The organism is Shewanella rhizosphaerae (assembly GCF_019457655.1).
Classification (GTDB): Bacteria; Pseudomonadota; Gammaproteobacteria; order Enterobacterales; family Shewanellaceae; genus Shewanella; species Shewanella loihica.
This window is the reverse complement of record NZ_CP080420.1, coordinates 1887612-1903856: the sequence shown is the minus strand read 5'-3', so window position 1 is coordinate 1903856 and position 16245 is coordinate 1887612. Positions and strand designations below refer to the sequence as shown.

The window sequence follows — 16245 nt, the reverse complement described above, 5'->3', positions numbered from 1 at the left end:
TTGGGGGATTTTAGCAACTTAAGCGGGCGATTTTCCGCCGCTTTTCCGTCTAGATTCTGTGTAGTCTTTAATGGCCCAGGGCGAGCGCGTTATCTATGGCAAGTGGACTCAGCTTATCGGCTGGCGTAAAGCCAAACACCTGACCATAAAAGGATAATTCGGCGTTAAGCGCGGCAATGCGATTCAACGGCTTCTTCACCCCGTGGCCCTCATCGTCAAATTGCAAGTAGGCCACGGGTACGCCCCGGCGTTTCAGCGCGGCGTAGATGGCTTCTGACTGCCTCGCGGGCACGATAGGATCCTTGGCCCCCTGCACCAGCAGCAGCGGCGCCTTGAGATCGTCTAAGTGATACAGTGGCGAGCGCTGACGGTAGAGGGGCGAGTTAGGTTTGAGCTCGCCGACCAAGTGATGCAGATAGCCCTGTTCGAATCTATGGGTCTCTCGATCAAGGGCCTCGAGATCGCTGATCCCCGAGTAGACCACGCCGGCCTTGAAGGTGTGATAGAAGGCCATCGCCGAGAGCACACTGAAGCCGCCGGCGCTCATGCCGCGAATGGCTACCTTGTCGGCGTCGACCCAGCCTTTGTCCATCACATAATCGGCCGCCTCGATGGCATCTTCCACCTCGGCCCTGCCCCACAGGCCATAGAGGCTCTGACGATAGTCACGACCAAAGCCTGAGCTACCACGATAGTTGACATCCAGCACGGCGAAACCGCGACTGGTCCAAAACTGGATGTCCCGGCGAAAACTCAGGCTGGCTCGCCAGGTAGGCCCGCCATGTAGCATGACGATCAGCGGCGGGCGTTGATCGTCCGGCGCGATATAATCTGGGTTCATGGGGCCGTAGAAGTAGCCATAGACGGGCAGCCCACTGATGTCGGAGGTGAACTGGATAGGCTCGGCACGTGAGATGTAGCGAGGGTCGAGGGGCGTCACCCTGGGCCCATATACCCACTCGACGCCCCGACCCCGAATGCGATAGATCCCCTTCTCCGGAGTTATCTTACTGCCGATGAAATAGACGCCGTCCGGTCCCTTAACCACCTGTTTAACCTCGGCAAACTCGGCGGCAATCGACTCACTGATCCCAAGCTGGGTATGCAGCCTAAGCAGGTATGTCCTGCCCTCTGTCTGCACGCTGGCGATCAGCTGCTCCTCAGACTCGAAGGCATAGCTGTGGTTGCCCAGCAACCAGTCGGGCCGGGCAAACTCACCCGCCAATTCGAGCACAGGCTGAGCATCGCCCTCAGGCGTGATGCGATAGAGGTTCCACCAGTTGTTGAAATCGGCCACCACATAGAGCTCACCGCCGGGGCTGTAGAGCGGCTGAGTGATGGCGCCTTGAAGATTGGCTAGCAGGCGCCTTGGATTCTTAATGCCGCCCTTGGGATCGAGATCGGCCACCCAGAGCTCAGTATTGTCCCAGGGCATGTTAGGTTGCTGCCAGCTTATCCAGGCCAGCTGGCGATTATCTGGTGAGACGCGGGGCGCGGCGTAAAAATCACTACCGCTGACCAAAGTCTCACCTTCGTTTTCAAAATTAAGGTTTAACGCCACTATACTGGCGGTGGGATCCCCTGCCAGGCGGTGATCTTCGCGCACACAGATAATACGCGAACCTTTAGGGTAAGAGACGCAATCGGCATGACGCGTATCTGCTGGCGTTAGGGCCACGGGGGCCTGATTGGGGGCGATACGGTAGAAGCGCTGATCGTCACTTTTCACCGCAAACAGGCTGTTACCTATGGCCAGCACGGGGGCGCCGCCATACTCGTGCACCCGGCTCTTCACATCGAATTCGGGATCTATGATGCTCGCCACCTCACCCTTTGGTGTGATCTTATTGACCCCCACCTTGCCGCCGCGTTCTGCATCGGCCTGGGTGAAATAGAGCCCGCCCCCCATGGGCCTGAGGACGCCGAAGCTATCCGAGGGGGCGTAGACCTGCTTAGCGGAGAGCACCGAGTGCCAGCTGCCGTAGTCGGCGATCAGCCGACCACTACGCTTGTCGCGGGGCTGCTCGGGAGGCTCGACCTGAAAAAGGCGCATCGAGAGCACGGCGGCCACGGCCACCATGATCAGCACCAGAGTCAGGTTTTTGAACCGTCGCGCCATAGTCTTACTTCACTTGAATTTACGCCAAAAGAATAACTTACGTCGCAACCACAGGAGAGTGAGCCTCTGCTTCTCACCGCTCAGGCCAAAGTAGATGCAGAGCCAGGGGGAGATCAGAATATACCAGGGCAAGAAGCTGGCCGTAGACTGGGTTATCAGCAGAAAGAAGAAACCAGCATAGATCACCACCACCCCAATGACACCCACGATTAGCATCAGCGTCTTGGTTGCTTGTTCAAACCATATCATCTTTCTTTTATTACTCATAAGGTTATACCAATCGTGGTAAATAACTGATCATGCTAGCTTGTTAAAACCTCCGATAACGGCGTTACGCTTTTTGATTGTAGAATAACTACTTATCGAAAATCCTGCCTTGTTATCGACCGTTTTTCCCGCGCTATTTCTGATCACATACTTACCCTGATTGGTATTAGGGAAGGTGCGAACAAGTCGTCGCACAGCTCTGGCTTTGATAGCAGCGACAGTTCAAGGCATTCAACTGAGGGCATGCCGAGGCCTGCTGAAGTTGAATAACGCCGAAATGGTGTTGCTATCAAAGCCCCGCAGGGCGAGGCTTACAGCGGTATTTTCTGCGTTACAGTTCTTGCGAAGGACTAGGGCCATTCGCTGCAAACTGTGCCTTGCATCTATCCACTTTAAGCACACGCAGAGCAAGCACGGGACTTATTCGCACCTTCCTTAGATTACATCAAGTGGCACGCCTTAGAACATGGCGCCTTTACCAAGGATAGGCGTCGCCATAAAAAAACGGGCACTGGGCCCGTTTCGCACAACTAGAATGAACGACTTAGATGCGGATACCACCGTCTATTTCGAACACGCGACCGTTAACATAGTCGTTTTCGATGATGAACTTAACGGTAGCGGCGATTTCGCTTGCTTGGCCTAAGCGTCCAACCGGCACCATCTTCTCGAGACGCTCAAGTGCCTCAGGCTTCATGGCCGCCGTCATCTCAGTCTCGATAACACCCGGCGCCACCGCCGCGCTACGGATATTGTAGCGTGCCAGCTCTTTCGCCCAGCCCACAGACATGGCGGCAACGCCCGCCTTAGAGGCCGCGTAGTTGGTCTGGCCAATGTTACCGGCCTTCGCCAGGCTAGAGATGTTAACGATAACACCTTGCTGCTTAGAGGTGATCATCGCCGCGGCGGCTTCGCGTCCGCAGAGGAAAGAGCCGGTCAGGTTAACATTGATCACCGCCTGGAACTGCGCCAGCGACATACGATCTGTTACCTCACCCTCTTTGGCCTTCACCAGCATGCCGTCGAGCAAAATACCCGCGTTGTTGACCAGCACGTTGACCTGGCCGAAATCTTCGAGGATATAACCGAAACCGGCCACCACATCTTCTTCATCGGTAATATCGAAGGCGTAACCTTGCACCTCAGTGGTATCGCCGATATCGGCACAGGCGCGCTCTAGCTTCTCCTGATCCACATCGATAAGTGCCAGCTTGGCACCAGCAGCGGCAAGTTCTTGGGCCATCGCAAAACCTAAACCACCGGCACCACCTGTGATGACAACAACCTTATCTTTTAAATCCATCAACTTACCCTTTTTTATTAAACTGCTCAAAAATACTGGAGAAATCACGTTTACCATTGCCCTGGCGGGCATGATTCACGTACAGGCTACGGGCCAAGGCGCCCATTGGGGTGCTCGAGTTAGAGAGCAAGGCCGCCTCCTGCGACAGACCTAAGTCTTTCACCATAAGATCAACCATGAATCCACCCTGGTAACCATTTGATGATGGCACGTTTTCCATCACATCTGGACAAGGATTATATTTATCTAGCGTCCAATTACCACCACTACTGACCTTCATGATCTCTGAGAGCACCTTAGGATCCAGTCCGTGGTCGATCCCCATCTGAATCGACTCGCTGGTGCCAACCATCAAAACAGACAGCAGCATGTTGTTACAGATCTTGGCCACCTGACCGGCGCCCGGACCACCAGCGTGGAAGATATTGGCCCCCATCACATTCAGCACGCCCTGGGCCTGCTCGAATGCGGTATCGCTGCCGCCACAGATGAAGGTCAGGGTACCAGCCGCCGCACCGGCTGTGCCGCCCGATACCGGCGCGTCGATAAACTCGAGCCCCTTGGCCTTGGCCTGCTCGGCGACAAAGCGCGCGCTCTCGGCGTCTATGGTAGAACAGTCGATGAGCAGGGTGCCGTCGGCCACCACATCTATGATGCCTTTGTTCTGCTCGTCTCCCAGATAGAGACTGCGCACATGCTTGCCCGCAGGCAACATGGTGATCACCACATCGGCCGCCGCCGCTGCCGCGCAGGCACTCGGCGCCTGCATGGCGCCCTCCTCGACCACATGGCTCAGGGCCGCCTGCGAGAGATCGAAGGCCTTAACCGTGTAGCCAGCCTTCACCAGGTTGACCGCCATCGGGCCACCCATGTTACCTAATCCGATAAATGCAACTGTATTCATGTTTTGCTCCTTTTCCTCAGGCTTTGCCTGAAAAATTATTGGCCTAAGGTACGCAGTGGATCGTTTTGCGGATCCCATGGCGAGGTCATCAGTGACTTGACCATCTCTTGTGGAACCGCTTCGACGGTCTCATACAGCCACTTGGGCTGACGGTCCTTATCGATAAGCAGTGCCCTCACCCCTTCGGCAAAATCACCGATTGAGCAGCAGTTACAGCTCAGTCCCAGCTCCAGCTGGAATACCTGACTCAGGCTCAGCTCGGTGCCTAGCAGCGACTGCTGATAGACCAGGTGCAGGCTCAACGGGCTGCCGGCTAGCATGGTGCTTAGGGCGCGCGAAAGCCAAGGCTCGGCGTCTTCAACCGCCTTCACTCTGGTCATTATCTCATTGAGGTCACCGTCCATCAGGGCATCGATCTGTGCCTGATGCTGCTCTAGGATACTCTCGCCCATTGGCTGGGCGCAGCGGCTCGACATCGCCTCAAGCAGCGCATTGAGCTTGCCGTGGTTAGCGCAGACATCGCTTTCCCAATCGATGCTTGAAAGCGCATCGAACAGCGGCTGCTTGTCACTTGAATTCAGGTAGTGATTACCCAGGCCCACATAGAAGGCGTCGACGCCATCCATATTATAGGCGGTCATGCCCAGAAAACGGCCGACATGGCCCGGCATACGGTTGAGGAAATAGCTGCCACCCACATCGGGATAGAGGCCGATAGTCACCTCTGGCATGGCGATACGTGAACGCTCGGTCACCACGCGGTGGCTGGCGCCGGCCATCAGGCCGAGACCGCCGCCCATTACGATGCCATCACCCCACACAAGCACTGGCTTGTCGAAGGTGTGCAGTAGGTGATCGAGAAAATATTCTCGGGTGAAGAAGTCCTGAGTCACCTCGGGGATCTCGCCCGGCAACTCGCGGGCCGCCTGATAGAGGGCGCGTACGTCACCGCCGGCGCAGAAGGCCTTCTCGCCCGCGCCGTCCAGTACCACAATGGCGATGGCGTCATCGTCCGCCCAGGCGGTGAGCTGAGCAGTCAGCGCACGCACCATCTCCATGTTGAGGGCGTTAAGTGCCTTCTCCATGTTGAGGGTTGCAACGCCCACCAGCTTACCCGATAGCGTGCCTAGGGTCTGAAAGACCACACAATTAGTCTGCTCAGTCATTAGCGGTTCTTCCAGTTTGCTTTGCGCTTCTCCAGGAAGGCGTTAACCCCTTCGGCCTGATCTTCGGTATCGAACAGGCCCACAAACAGCTCACGCTCTAGTGGCAGCGCCTGAGTGCGCGGCATGGCGCGGCCCGATTGGATCAGCTGCTTACACACGGTCACGCTGCTTGGGCTCTGGTTAGCCACCTTCTCGGCCAGCGCCATGGCGGCATCAAGGGCTGCTCCCTTGTCGACCACCTCTTCGATAAGACCAATACTCAGCGCCTTGTCGGCGCCTACACGCTCGCCGCAGAGGATCATGCGCTTAGCCCAGCCCTCGCCCACCAGGGCCGTCAGGTTCTGGGTGCCGCCGGCACATGGCAGCAGGCCGACTGTGGCTTCTGGCAGTGCCATCACGGCCTGGGCCTCGGCGATACGGATATCACAGGCCAGCGCAACTTCCAGGCCACCGCCCATGGCGTAGCCGTTGATGGCGGCGATAGAGACGCCGCGAAAACCGCTCAGGGCCTCGAAGGCCTCGCCAAAGTGTTTTGCCATGGTGGCGGCGTTACCCTTGTCGCCATCGGCAAATAGCTTGAGGTCGGCGCCGGCGCTGAAAAATTTCTCGCCTTCGCCGGTCAGCACCAGGGCGTAGATCTCCTTGTTCGCGTTCAGCTCGGTCACCTTCTGCTTAAGCAGCGCCAGGCTGTCGGCCGTCCAAGTGTTGGCCGGTGGGTTGTTCATGGTCAGTACGGCAGTATGGCCGATGATCTGTTCAACTATCGCTGTCATCTCTCTTCTCCCTGACTATAAGATTTGGCTGGCGTTTTCGTCGAGTAGACGACGGGCAATGATGAGACGCATGATCTCGTTGGTGCCCTCTAGGATTTGGTGCACGCGTACGTCGCGGAAGTGGCGCTCCAAAGGATATTCGCGGATATAACCATAGCCGCCGTGTAGCTGCAGCGCGCTGTCACACACGTTAAAGCCCACGTCGGTAGCAAAGCGTTTCGCCATGGCGCAGTAGGCGGTCGCCTCTGGGTCGCCAGAGTCGAGTTTAAAGGCAGCCAGACGCACCATCTGACGGGCGGCCACCAATTCTGTCGCCATGTCGGCCAGCTTGAATTGCAGCGCCTGGAAGGCGGCAATCGGCTTACCAAACTGCTGACGCTCGTTCATATATTGCTGGGCGCGTTCCAGCGCCGCCTGGGCGGTACCCACTGAGCAGGTGGCGATGTTGATACGACCGCCGTCCAGGCCCTTCATGGCGAAGGTAAAACCCTGGCCCTCTTCACCCAGTAGGTTAGTCACAGGCACACGCACCTTGTCAAAGGTGATCTCGCGGGTCGGCTGGGCGTTCCAGCCCATCTTGTCTTCCGCCTTACCATAAGTGATCCCTGCGGCATCGGCCGGGATGGCGATGGCCGAGATCCCCTTAGGGCCGGCGTCGCCTGTGCGGCACATCACCACTAACAGCTCGGTAGAGCCTGCACCCGAGATAAACATCTTGGCGCCTGAGATCACATACTCATCGCCTTCACGTACCGCCTTGGTCTTGAGTGACGCCGCGTCACTACCCGCACCCGCCTCGGTCAGACAGTATGAGGCCAGCTTGTTACCTGTGGTCAGCGCCTCAGACCACTCATCGCGCAGGGTCTGAGAGCCAAAGCTGGTCACCATCCAGGTGGCCATGTTGTGAATGGTCAGCATGGCTGTGGTAGCGGTACAGCCCATAGCGAGCTGCTCGAAAATAATGGATGAATCCAGACGTGACAGGCCCATGCCGCCTTCCGACTCGGGCGAGTAGAGTGAGCAGAAACCCAGCTCACCGGCTTTTTGGATCACGTCTTTAGGGAAATGATGTTCTTCGTCCCACTTGGCGGCAAAGGGTGCCAGCTCTTCCTGGGCAAATTGAGTGGCCAGTTCGGCGAACTGACGTTGGTCTTCATTCAGATTAAAATCCATCTGATCTCTCCTTTCGCGCCTTTGTATTTGCCTTGGCCCTTTTTATTTGACTCCAGTACCCGGCTTATTTATGGCGGCGCTTAACTTGTTGAAGGCTAGTAATGATAAAAGCGATTCGGCCCCGGCCTTATCGCTTTTACCTTGCAAGGTCTCTTGCTATCCCTTATTTCAGGGCAATCGTCATGTTAGGCGCATGGTGCTCCGCCTCGACGATATCTGTCTCGAACCAACGAGCGGTAATCGTCTTGGTCTCTGTGTAGAAACGCACCGCCTGCTTACCATAGGCGTGTTGATCGCCGTAGAAGCTGCCCTTCCAACCAGTGAACGAGAAGAATGGCAGTGGCACAGGAATTGGCACGTTGATCCCTACCTGACCCACTTCGATGTTGTGCTGATACTTACGGGCCGCGGCGCCGCAAGCGGTAAAGATAGAGGTGCCGTTACCATATGGGCTGTTGTTCACCAGTTCGATCGCCTCTTCCAGCGACTCGACTTCCATGCAGCAGAGCACAGGGCCGAAGATCTCTTCCTTGTAGATGCTCATGTCTGTGGTCACATTGGTAAACATGGTTGGGCCAACCCAGTTGCCATTTTCATAGCCTTCGACGGTGAAGTCGCTACCGTCCAGCAGACACTCGGCGCCCTCTTCCTTACCCTGGGCAATCAACTTAAGCACACGCGCCTTGGCGGCCGGGCTGATAACCGGGCCATAAGCCGCGTCTTTATCGTCCCACACGCCGGGTCTCACCTTGGCGATGGCGTCACGCAGCTCAGGAATCCACTTCTTGGCTTCACCGACAAATACCGCTACCGACAGGGCCATACAGCGCTGACCGGCCGCGCCCACAGAGGCGCCCACCAGGTTGTTGATCACCTGCTGCTTGTTGGCATCTGGCATGATAACGCAGTGGTTCTTGGCACCTGCAAAGGCCTGAACGCGCTTGAGGTTGTCGGTACCTGTCTTATAGATGTACTGACCTACGCCCACAGAGCCGACGAAAGAGATCGCCTTGATATCCTGATGGCTAAGCAGCACGTCTACCGCCGTCTTATCGCCATGTACCAGCTGCAGTACGCCCTTAGGCGCGCCGGCTTCTTCAAACAGCTCAACCAGACGCTGTGGCGTCAGCGGATCTTGCTCAGATGGCTTCAGTACGAAGGTGTTACCACAGGCGATCGCCAGTGGGAACATCCACAGTGGGATCATCGCAGGGAAGTTAAACGGCGTAATACCGGCGCACACACCCAGCGGCTGGGTGTAGCTATAGGTGTCAATGCTTCGGGCCACGTTTTCAACGGTTTCGCCCATGATCAGGCTAGCGATATTACAGGCATGCTCAGCCACCTCGATACCGCGCCATACGTCGCCCTTGGCATCTTCGAAGGTCTTACCGGTTTCCTGGGCCAGGATGGTGGCGATCTCATCGTGATGCAGCTTTAGCAGGTGCTGGTAACGGAACATGACGCGCGCACGCTCAGACACAGGCACCTCTTTCCAGGTTTTGAAGGCTTGCTTGGCGCTGGCGATCGCGGTTTCAACTTCTTCTACCGTAGCGGCGTTGATGGTGGCAATCACTTCGTTGTTCGCCGGGTTGGTGACAGAGATCTGTTGCTGGCCGCTACCTAAAATAAACTGACCGTCGATGTAATGTTTTACTTGAGTTGTCATATCGCTTTCCTAAATACGTCTAACAGGCCTGGGCATCTGCCGCTGCCTGATGATCTGCTATGTAAGTGACAGCAAAAAACTCACATAATCATGGGTGAATGCATGGGCTCGCGGTAGCGAGCCCAAATAAGGGAATTACACTTCGATAGCCATGGCCGTGGCTTCACCACCACCGATACAAAGTGATGCCACGCCACGCTTAAGGCCTCTGGCCTTCAGGGCGTGAATCAGTGTGACCAGCACGCGGGCACCAGAGCAGCCGATAGGATGGCCAAGTGCACAGGCACCGCCATTGACGTTGACCTTAGCCTCATCCAGACCAAGTTCAGAGATGGCAAGCATGGTGACCATGGCGAAGGCTTCGTTGATCTCAAACAGATCCACCTCGTCTTTCGACCAGTTCACCTTATCCAGCAGCTTGTTCATGGCACCCACTGGCGCAGTGGTGAACATAGAAGGCTCTTGTGAATGGGTAGTATGGCCCTTGATAGTGGCCAGAACTTCTAGACCGCGCTTACTCGCCTCACCTGCACTCATCAGCATCAACACAGCAGCGCCATCTGATATAGAGCTTGAGTTTGCAGCCGTAATGGTGCCATCTTTGGCGAAAGCGGGACGCAGAGTTGGGATCTTCTCGGGTCTTGCGTTACCTGGCTGCTCATCGGTATCGACAACAAGATCGCCTTTGCGGCTCGCCACGGTAACAGGCACTATCTCTGCCTTGAATGCGCCAGATTCGATCGCAGCGTTAGCTTTTTGCAGCGAGCTCAGGGCGAAGTTATCCATCGCCTCACGGGTAATACCAAAATCATCGGCCGTCTTCTGGGCAAAGGTGCCCATGGCGCCGCCTGTGTAGGCATCTTCCAGTCCATCGAGGAACATGTGATCCAGCACCTTGCCATGGCCCATGCGCATGCCGCCACGAGCCTTATCCAGCAGGTAAGGCGCCTGGCTCATGCTCTCCATACCACCGGCGATCACGACATCTGCGCTACCGGCCTTGATCAGGTCGTGAGCCAGCATGACTGTCTTCATACCCGAACCACACACCTTGTTGACTGTAGTCGCGCCCACAGACAGGGGAAGATCCGCACCTAAGGTTGCCTGACGCGCCGGCGCCTGACCCAGGCCTGCCGGTAATACGCAGCCCATCAAGACTTCGTTGACATCGCCGCCCTGAACGCCTGCGGCGTCCATGAGTCCCTTGATCGCCGTGGCGGCGAGTGTCGGTGACGGCACGCTGGAAAGGGCTCCTTGGAATCCGCCCATTGGGGTGCGTTTTGCCGCGACAATCACGATTTCTTGGTTAGTTTGCTCTGTACTCATCTTCCGCTCCATTCAAGGTACTTATGCGCTCACATCACACGCCTCCCCTTGGGGAGTGTGATCATGTTCAAATAATATCACTGTGACGTTTACGCGAACGTAAAGCAAGCATTAACTGGTCGAATTTCACTAACTTTAGTCTAATGTCTTGTCAGGCTGAATTTACAGCTTGGCGACAAGATGCTGTTTTTGGTGGTGTGCGCAACAAGGGGAATAGGCTAGCCTGCTGCTGTAAAATATGAGTAAAGCGATTAAAAACAATAAGTAATGGATAGTAAAGGCAAGATGAAGCACTTTTTAGCAAGACATAAGTGACTATTTACTGGTAAAAATAAGGTTAAAAATATAAGGCTATCGGCCTACGAGTTTCACATGGACGGGACGACCTATGACTCCAATACCTAAGACATCACTACCTAAGACATCACTACCTAAGACATCAGTACCTAAGACATCAGTACCTACAACACCAGAACCAATAAGAACAAATATCCCTACAGCCCTGGGAAAATGCCTTTCCCTCTGCGTCTGCCTACTATTGACCCTCACCCAGGCATGGGCCGAGACGCCAGCTAATGCAGACGTCACAGCAAGTGGCAGTGCCATCATCGCGGGATACGAATATAGCCATGACTCGCGCGAGTTTAAGGCGCCAAGGCGCTACATGGTCTCCCTGCCCGAAGGCTACCATGGCAACGCGCGGCACTACCCCGTGCTCTATGTGGTGGACGCCGACTTTCAATTTCAACATGTATCGGCCCTGGCACTGCATCTCGCGCGCATGGGCAAGATAGCGCCCATGATAGTGGTGGGCATCGCCAATCAAGGCCAGAGCGATTATCTCTACACCACCACCTGGAAGAGCGACGAGGGCGAGGCCTTTGGCGGCGCAGACACCTTCTATCGCTATCTGACCAAGGAGCTAGTGCCCACTATTGACAAGCAGTTTCGCACTAATCCACACAAGGCGCTGGCCGGATACTCGCTAGGCGGCCTCTTCACCCTCTATGCCATGACACAAGTAAACAGCCCCTTCGATGCCTATCTGGCCATGAGCCCGAGCGTTTGGTATGACAAGATGCACTATATCGAATTACTCAAGCAGCGCTTGCAGAAAGCGCCCATCGAGGCGCCGCTATTCTTGACCCTGGCCAATGAGCAGGAGATGGGGGTCGATGAACTGGTAGGTTCACTCAAAGGCTATGACGAGCAAAAGATCCACTGGCAGTTTAAGCAGTACCCGGACGAAAATCACTTCACCACCGCCCTGCCCGCACTCAATGACGGCCTGCTGTTTTTATCACCAGACTACGGCCTGGATGGCGGTGATATGCTGGCCCTTGGCGACTACCGCGCCGTGCTGGATTATTTTGCCAAGCGCAAGGCAAACTGGGCCGGCTTTCACATCGAGTGGCTGCAGGCCTATCAGTTTGGCAAGTATCTGTTCTGGTCAAAGCAACTCGATAAACTCGATGGAATCTTAGCGGCGGTAAAGCAGGAATTTCCCGACTCGCTCACCATAGTGACTGTACAGGTGGCCAAGGGCTTTAACGTTAAGGGCGACGGTGCGCGGGCCAAGGCCCTGCTGGACAGCGTTGCTAAAGAGGGCGAAGCCTCACCCTACTGGCACAGGGAGATGAGTCTCTACTATCAATCTCAAGGCGATGAGGCAAACGCGCAGCGACACCAACAAAAAGCTTTGGCGCTGGCTAAGCAGTATTGCCTCAACACCTGGGAGTTATGGGAGTTGCAGTAGCGGCTTTGCCTTTAAACTAAGGACATAAGGCTCACACCATCGAACAGCAGTGGCTGGCCGAAACCGCGCAGCCCTGCCTTGGTGGCGACAACGGCATCCTCATCACCACAGAGGATCAGCGGATACTCGGCCAGAGAAGCTGCCTCGAGCAGGCAAGCGGCCCTGACACTGAGCGAAACCCCGCCATCGCTCAGATCGCTATGGGGCAGAAATTGATAGGGCAGCAGCCGCATACCATTCAAATCGCTCAGCCCCAGATGATTCTCATCGCCGCACAGGGGCGCACAAGCGATGCTTGGCGTCATCAGCATAGCGCCGGCGCTGAGCCCGATTAAGATCCCGCCGCGATTGAGATATTCGGCAAACTCGGCCATCAGGCCGCGTTTCTGCACCTGAGCCAGAAATTGAAAGGTATCGCCGCCAGCAAGGTGAATCGCCTGGCAATTGAGTAATCTATCCAGCCCTGCTTGGGTATAGCCCTGCTCGAGATCCAGATAATGGCTAAGCGCCATACCTAAGCGGGCATACTGCGCCTGAGTCCCTAGGTAGTAGCTTTGCTCCGGCTCATGACCCGAGGCCAGATAACCCAGGCTAGTGCTCTTATTAGCACCTTGGTTGAGCACTAAGGGACTAAGCACAGAGGTTATCGCCGCCTGACTTGCCGCGCTGTTAAGATCGCTGATCAGCACCATAGTCACTGTTTCGTCTCCTTGTGAGGCTTTCCTTCCCAGGCAAATGTTCTGCTTAATTCTCAATAAAGGCCTAGTTAAGTAATAGCCTTAGCCTTGATACTGACGCTTGATCTCCACCACCTCGACCTTATAACTCTCATACCAAGCCTCGCGGCCAAGTTGCTGGGCGATTCTATGTTCGCTGTCTTGTTTCCAGGCCAGAATATCGGCCTCGCTGCGCCAATAGGATATGGCGATCTCCAGCTCACCTTCGGTGACGGCAACGAAGTCCTGGCAGTGGTACTTGTCCATCGCCAACTGCCGCATCTTAGCGGCCATCTCGGCATATCTGGCATCTAAAGTGGCCACCTTGGCCCGAAAAATCACGGCAAACATCTTGCTTCCTCAAGAGAATAAATCGGAAAGATTGTGGTCTTTACAGCTGCTGGAATTGACGCGCCATCGCCTGGATCTGCTTAAGCCCCAGGCCGTGCTGGTTACGCTCGGCGCACAGCGTCTGATGCGCCGCATCCTGCGGATCACCAATCAGCAAAATACGCACCTGATAGCCCATCGCCTTGGCAGCGGCCTCATAGGCCATAAACTCCCAGTGGGCCATGTTGGTGTTATCGCAGATCACCACGGGTTCCTGGCGCGATAAGGCCTGAATGAAACCGGTTAAGTTAAGCTGATGAAACTCAGACAGCTTACTGGCATCGAAGCGATACTCGCCCGCGATGATAAAACGCTCGTCGGTAGAGAAATAGCCGCGGCGGCGAATCGCGTCACCGTCGGGGCGAGTGGCAATAAAGCCATCGACCCAGTGACTCTTTCCACTGCCCGGCAAACCGCGCATGATGATCGCCAGCCGGCTGTTGAGACTGTCCGTCGCAGTTACAGCGTCTTCGGTCAACACTTCTTCCCCAGCGTTACACTCAAATTGGCTCACGCCTTGACTCATGCCTTAACTCACACATTAGCGGCGCCAGATAAAGGCTGATCGCCAATCACCTCACCTGCGAGGATCTGCTCCACCAGTTGCGGCACTATCTCGCTGGCCTTGCCTTGCAGGTGATACTGGAACTGGCTGTGGCGATCCGCTGGCACCAGGTTGACCTCTACCGTCTGCGCACCATGATGATTGGCGGTGTCGACGAAGCCCGCCGCCGGATAGACGGTGCCCGAGGTGCCGATGGCGATAAAGAGATCGCAGGTATCCAGCGCATGCTGTATGCGATCTAAGCCTATGGGCATCTCGCCGAACCAGACTACGTGGGGGCGCAGTCGCTGGGCGGGAATGCAGCAGGTACAGGTATGATTGACCCCAAAGTGATCGGTCAGTAGAAAGGTCTGATGGGAGCGCGGACAGCGTCCCTTGGTTAGCTCACCATGCATATGCAGCAGGCGACGAGAACCTGCACGTTCATGCAGGTCGTCGATATTTTGCGTCACCACCAACAGCTGGCCATCGAACTCCTGCTCGAGCCTCGCCAGCGCCTTGTGGGCGGCATTGGGTTCGATCTTGCCATTGTGAAGCTGTTGCCAACGCTCGTTGTAGAAGCGCTCCACCATTTCCGGGTCACGGGCATAACCTTCGGGCGTCGCCACGTCCTCGATTTTATGCTCTTCCCAAAGCCCATCTTGATCCCTAAAGGTTCTCAAGCCAGATTCCGCTGAGATCCCCGCCCCAGTTAACACTACGATCTGCCGATACATCCCTCTTCCTTATTTTTATGCTTTTGCGGGTCGCTATCGCCCACAGGATACAGGTTGACCAGATTTCATCCTGCCAGAATTGCCGCCGTTAGGCTATTAGGCATTAGTCTCAATAACATTACAAAAAGTACGCGTTAAATTCAGCCTAAATCACACAGGTAGGGCCAATTTAGAACAAATTTCTGCCGATGCGAACAATATGCAAGATCAAAGGTTTAAGTTTTCAAATTCAACCCCTATAATGGTTCTCAACATCAACTACTGAACCACTATTGGCATTGCTAATGGTTCTTCAATCCAGAGATTAATAATGACAGATGGAAATCAAGCGCTAAAGAAAGCGGGATTAAAGGTCACCTTACCACGAGTCAAGATCCTCGAGCTGATGCAGGAGCCCGACAACCAGCATATCAGTGCAGAAGAACTATATAAGAAATTGCTCGATATTGGCGAAGAGATTGGACTGGCCACGGTTTACCGTGTACTGAACCAGTTCGATGACGCGGGTATCGTCACCCGTCACCATTTCGAAAGCGGCAAGGCTGTATTTGAGCTGGCCTCGACCCACCATCATGATCATCTGGTGTGTCTCTCGTGTGGTAAGGTGATCGAGTTCTCTGACGAAGTGATCGAGAGACGCCAAGACGAGATCGCCATGAAGCACAACATCAAGCTGACCAACCACAGCCTATATCTCTACGGTGTCTGCACCAACGACGAGTGCGACCACGGCGACGAATAATTCGCAGGCAAACAGCCTATAAAGAAAAACCAGCATCATGCTGGTTTTTTTGTATCTAAGGTTTATTCCTCAAGAGAGTTAATGCCTTCATCACAACACCTTGTGAAATACGTTCACCTTGTGGCCCATGAACTTGCTGCGTTCACGCTCAGCCATGCCCAGCTTACGCGCCACCCCCTCGGAGCCCTTGTTGCCTAGCAGTATGAGCGCTATGGCCTCATCTATGCCGTGGTCTTTAAAGCGTGACAGCGCCGCATGCCCTGCCTCGCTGCCAATACCGTTGCCCCAATACTCGGGCAGATAACGATAGCCCAGCTCCACCTCATCAAACTCCTTGATGTAAGTAGGGCCACAGAAGCCTATCACCTTATTGTCAGCCTTATGCTCTACCGCCCAGCGGCCAAAGCCACGCTCGCGATAGTTTTTCAGCAGCACATTTTCCAAAATATCCTCTGCCTGCGAGCGACAGGTCATGGGCGCGCCGGGAATATAAGTCAGCACCTCGGGAATGCTATTGAGCAGAAATAGACTCTCCACATCCTTGGCCTCGAATCGACGTAAAATCAGCCTCTCTGTTTCTGCGATGAACATCTGTCACTCCTTTCTTTTCCCCCATCCAGCCCATCAATATACCCACTACAGAGTAGATTAGAAAGTATT

General features: G+C 55.2%; 16 protein-coding genes. 2 read left to right on the top strand and 14 right to left on the bottom strand.

From position 1 onward, the window contains the following. Window positions 1-67 precede the first annotated feature (67 nt). From K0I63_RS08575 to K0I63_RS08535, 9 genes are all read right to left on the bottom strand, one after another. Window positions 68-2119 carry a S9 family peptidase gene (locus K0I63_RS08575; protein ID WP_220083143.1) on the bottom strand — a complete coding sequence of 684 codons (2052 nt, stop codon included), beginning with the start codon at window positions 2117-2119 and terminating at the stop codon, window positions 68-70. Window positions 2120-2128: 9 nt separating this feature from the next. Then, complete coding sequence (locus K0I63_RS08570; RefSeq protein ID WP_220044966.1) at window positions 2129-2386, bottom strand: hypothetical protein; 258 nt, start codon at window positions 2384-2386, stop codon at window positions 2129-2131. A 544-nt stretch (window positions 2387-2930) separates the two neighbouring features. Further along, window positions 2931-3689, bottom strand: coding sequence for an SDR family oxidoreductase (locus K0I63_RS08565; RefSeq protein ID WP_220083142.1), 759 nt, complete (start codon window positions 3687-3689; stop codon window positions 2931-2933). 4 nt (window positions 3690-3693) lie between these two features. After that, window positions 3694-4593 (bottom strand): 3-hydroxyisobutyrate dehydrogenase, encoded by a 900-nt coding sequence (mmsB, locus tag K0I63_RS08560; protein ID WP_144198853.1) that lies wholly within the window; start codon window positions 4591-4593, stop codon window positions 3694-3696. Window positions 4594-4628: 35 nt separating this feature from the next. Next, the gene (locus K0I63_RS08555) at window positions 4629-5759 is read right to left on the bottom strand and encodes an enoyl-CoA hydratase/isomerase family protein (RefSeq protein ID WP_220083141.1); all 1131 of its coding nucleotides are present in this window, start codon (window positions 5757-5759) and stop codon (window positions 4629-4631) included. Continuing rightward, the gene (locus K0I63_RS08550; protein ID WP_220058417.1) at window positions 5759-6532 is read right to left on the bottom strand and encodes an enoyl-CoA hydratase; all 774 of its coding nucleotides are present in this window, start codon (window positions 6530-6532) and stop codon (window positions 5759-5761) included. Before K0I63_RS08550 ends, K0I63_RS08555 begins: the two co-directional genes overlap by 1 nt. A gap of 15 nt (window positions 6533-6547) precedes the next feature. Further along, entirely contained in the window at window positions 6548-7705 is a 1158-nt protein-coding gene (locus K0I63_RS08545) for an acyl-CoA dehydrogenase family protein (RefSeq protein ID WP_220058418.1), read from the bottom strand. A 163-nt stretch (window positions 7706-7868) separates the two neighbouring features. Further along, the gene (locus K0I63_RS08540) at window positions 7869-9374 is read right to left on the bottom strand and encodes a CoA-acylating methylmalonate-semialdehyde dehydrogenase (RefSeq protein WP_220083140.1); all 1506 of its coding nucleotides are present in this window, start codon (window positions 9372-9374) and stop codon (window positions 7869-7871) included. A gap of 135 nt (window positions 9375-9509) precedes the next feature. Beyond that, window positions 9510-10700 (bottom strand): thiolase family protein, encoded by a 1191-nt coding sequence (locus K0I63_RS08535; RefSeq protein WP_220083139.1) that lies wholly within the window; start codon window positions 10698-10700, stop codon window positions 9510-9512. 388 nt (window positions 10701-11088) lie between these two features. Between K0I63_RS08535 and K0I63_RS08530 the strand changes: the two genes are divergently transcribed. Beyond that, window positions 11089-12456: an alpha/beta hydrolase-fold protein gene (locus K0I63_RS08530; protein WP_220083138.1), complete on the top strand. Its 1368-nt coding sequence runs from the start codon at window positions 11089-11091 to the stop codon at window positions 12454-12456. 11 nt (window positions 12457-12467) lie between these two features. On the opposite strand, the gene K0I63_RS08525 is transcribed toward K0I63_RS08530, so the two are convergent. The 4 genes from K0I63_RS08525 to cobB all read right to left on the bottom strand — a co-directional run bounded on the left by K0I63_RS08525 (window position 12468) and on the right by cobB (window position 14843). Next, window positions 12468-13148, bottom strand: coding sequence for a peptidase E (locus tag K0I63_RS08525; RefSeq protein WP_258407004.1), 681 nt, complete (start codon window positions 13146-13148; stop codon window positions 12468-12470). A gap of 87 nt (window positions 13149-13235) precedes the next feature. Further along, a complete protein-coding gene (locus tag K0I63_RS08520) occupies window positions 13236-13523 on the bottom strand; it encodes an antibiotic biosynthesis monooxygenase family protein (RefSeq protein WP_220083136.1) in 288 nt (95 codons plus the stop codon). A gap of 40 nt (window positions 13524-13563) precedes the next feature. Next, window positions 13564-13983, bottom strand: coding sequence for an ATP-binding protein (locus K0I63_RS08515; protein WP_258407003.1), 420 nt, complete (start codon window positions 13981-13983; stop codon window positions 13564-13566). A gap of 113 nt (window positions 13984-14096) precedes the next feature. Beyond that, entirely contained in the window at window positions 14097-14843 is a 747-nt protein-coding gene (gene cobB, locus K0I63_RS08510; RefSeq protein WP_220058423.1) for a Sir2 family NAD+-dependent deacetylase, read from the bottom strand. 310 nt (window positions 14844-15153) lie between these two features. On the opposite strand from cobB, the gene fur reads away from it, so the two are divergent. Next, window positions 15154-15585, top strand: coding sequence for a ferric iron uptake transcriptional regulator (gene fur, locus K0I63_RS08505; RefSeq protein ID WP_011865460.1), 432 nt, complete (start codon window positions 15154-15156; stop codon window positions 15583-15585). 90 nt (window positions 15586-15675) lie between these two features. On the opposite strand, the gene K0I63_RS08500 is transcribed toward fur, so the two are convergent. Continuing rightward, complete coding sequence (locus K0I63_RS08500) at window positions 15676-16176, bottom strand: GNAT family N-acetyltransferase (protein ID WP_220083134.1); 501 nt, start codon at window positions 16174-16176, stop codon at window positions 15676-15678. Between the last annotated feature and the right edge of the window lie 69 nt (window positions 16177-16245).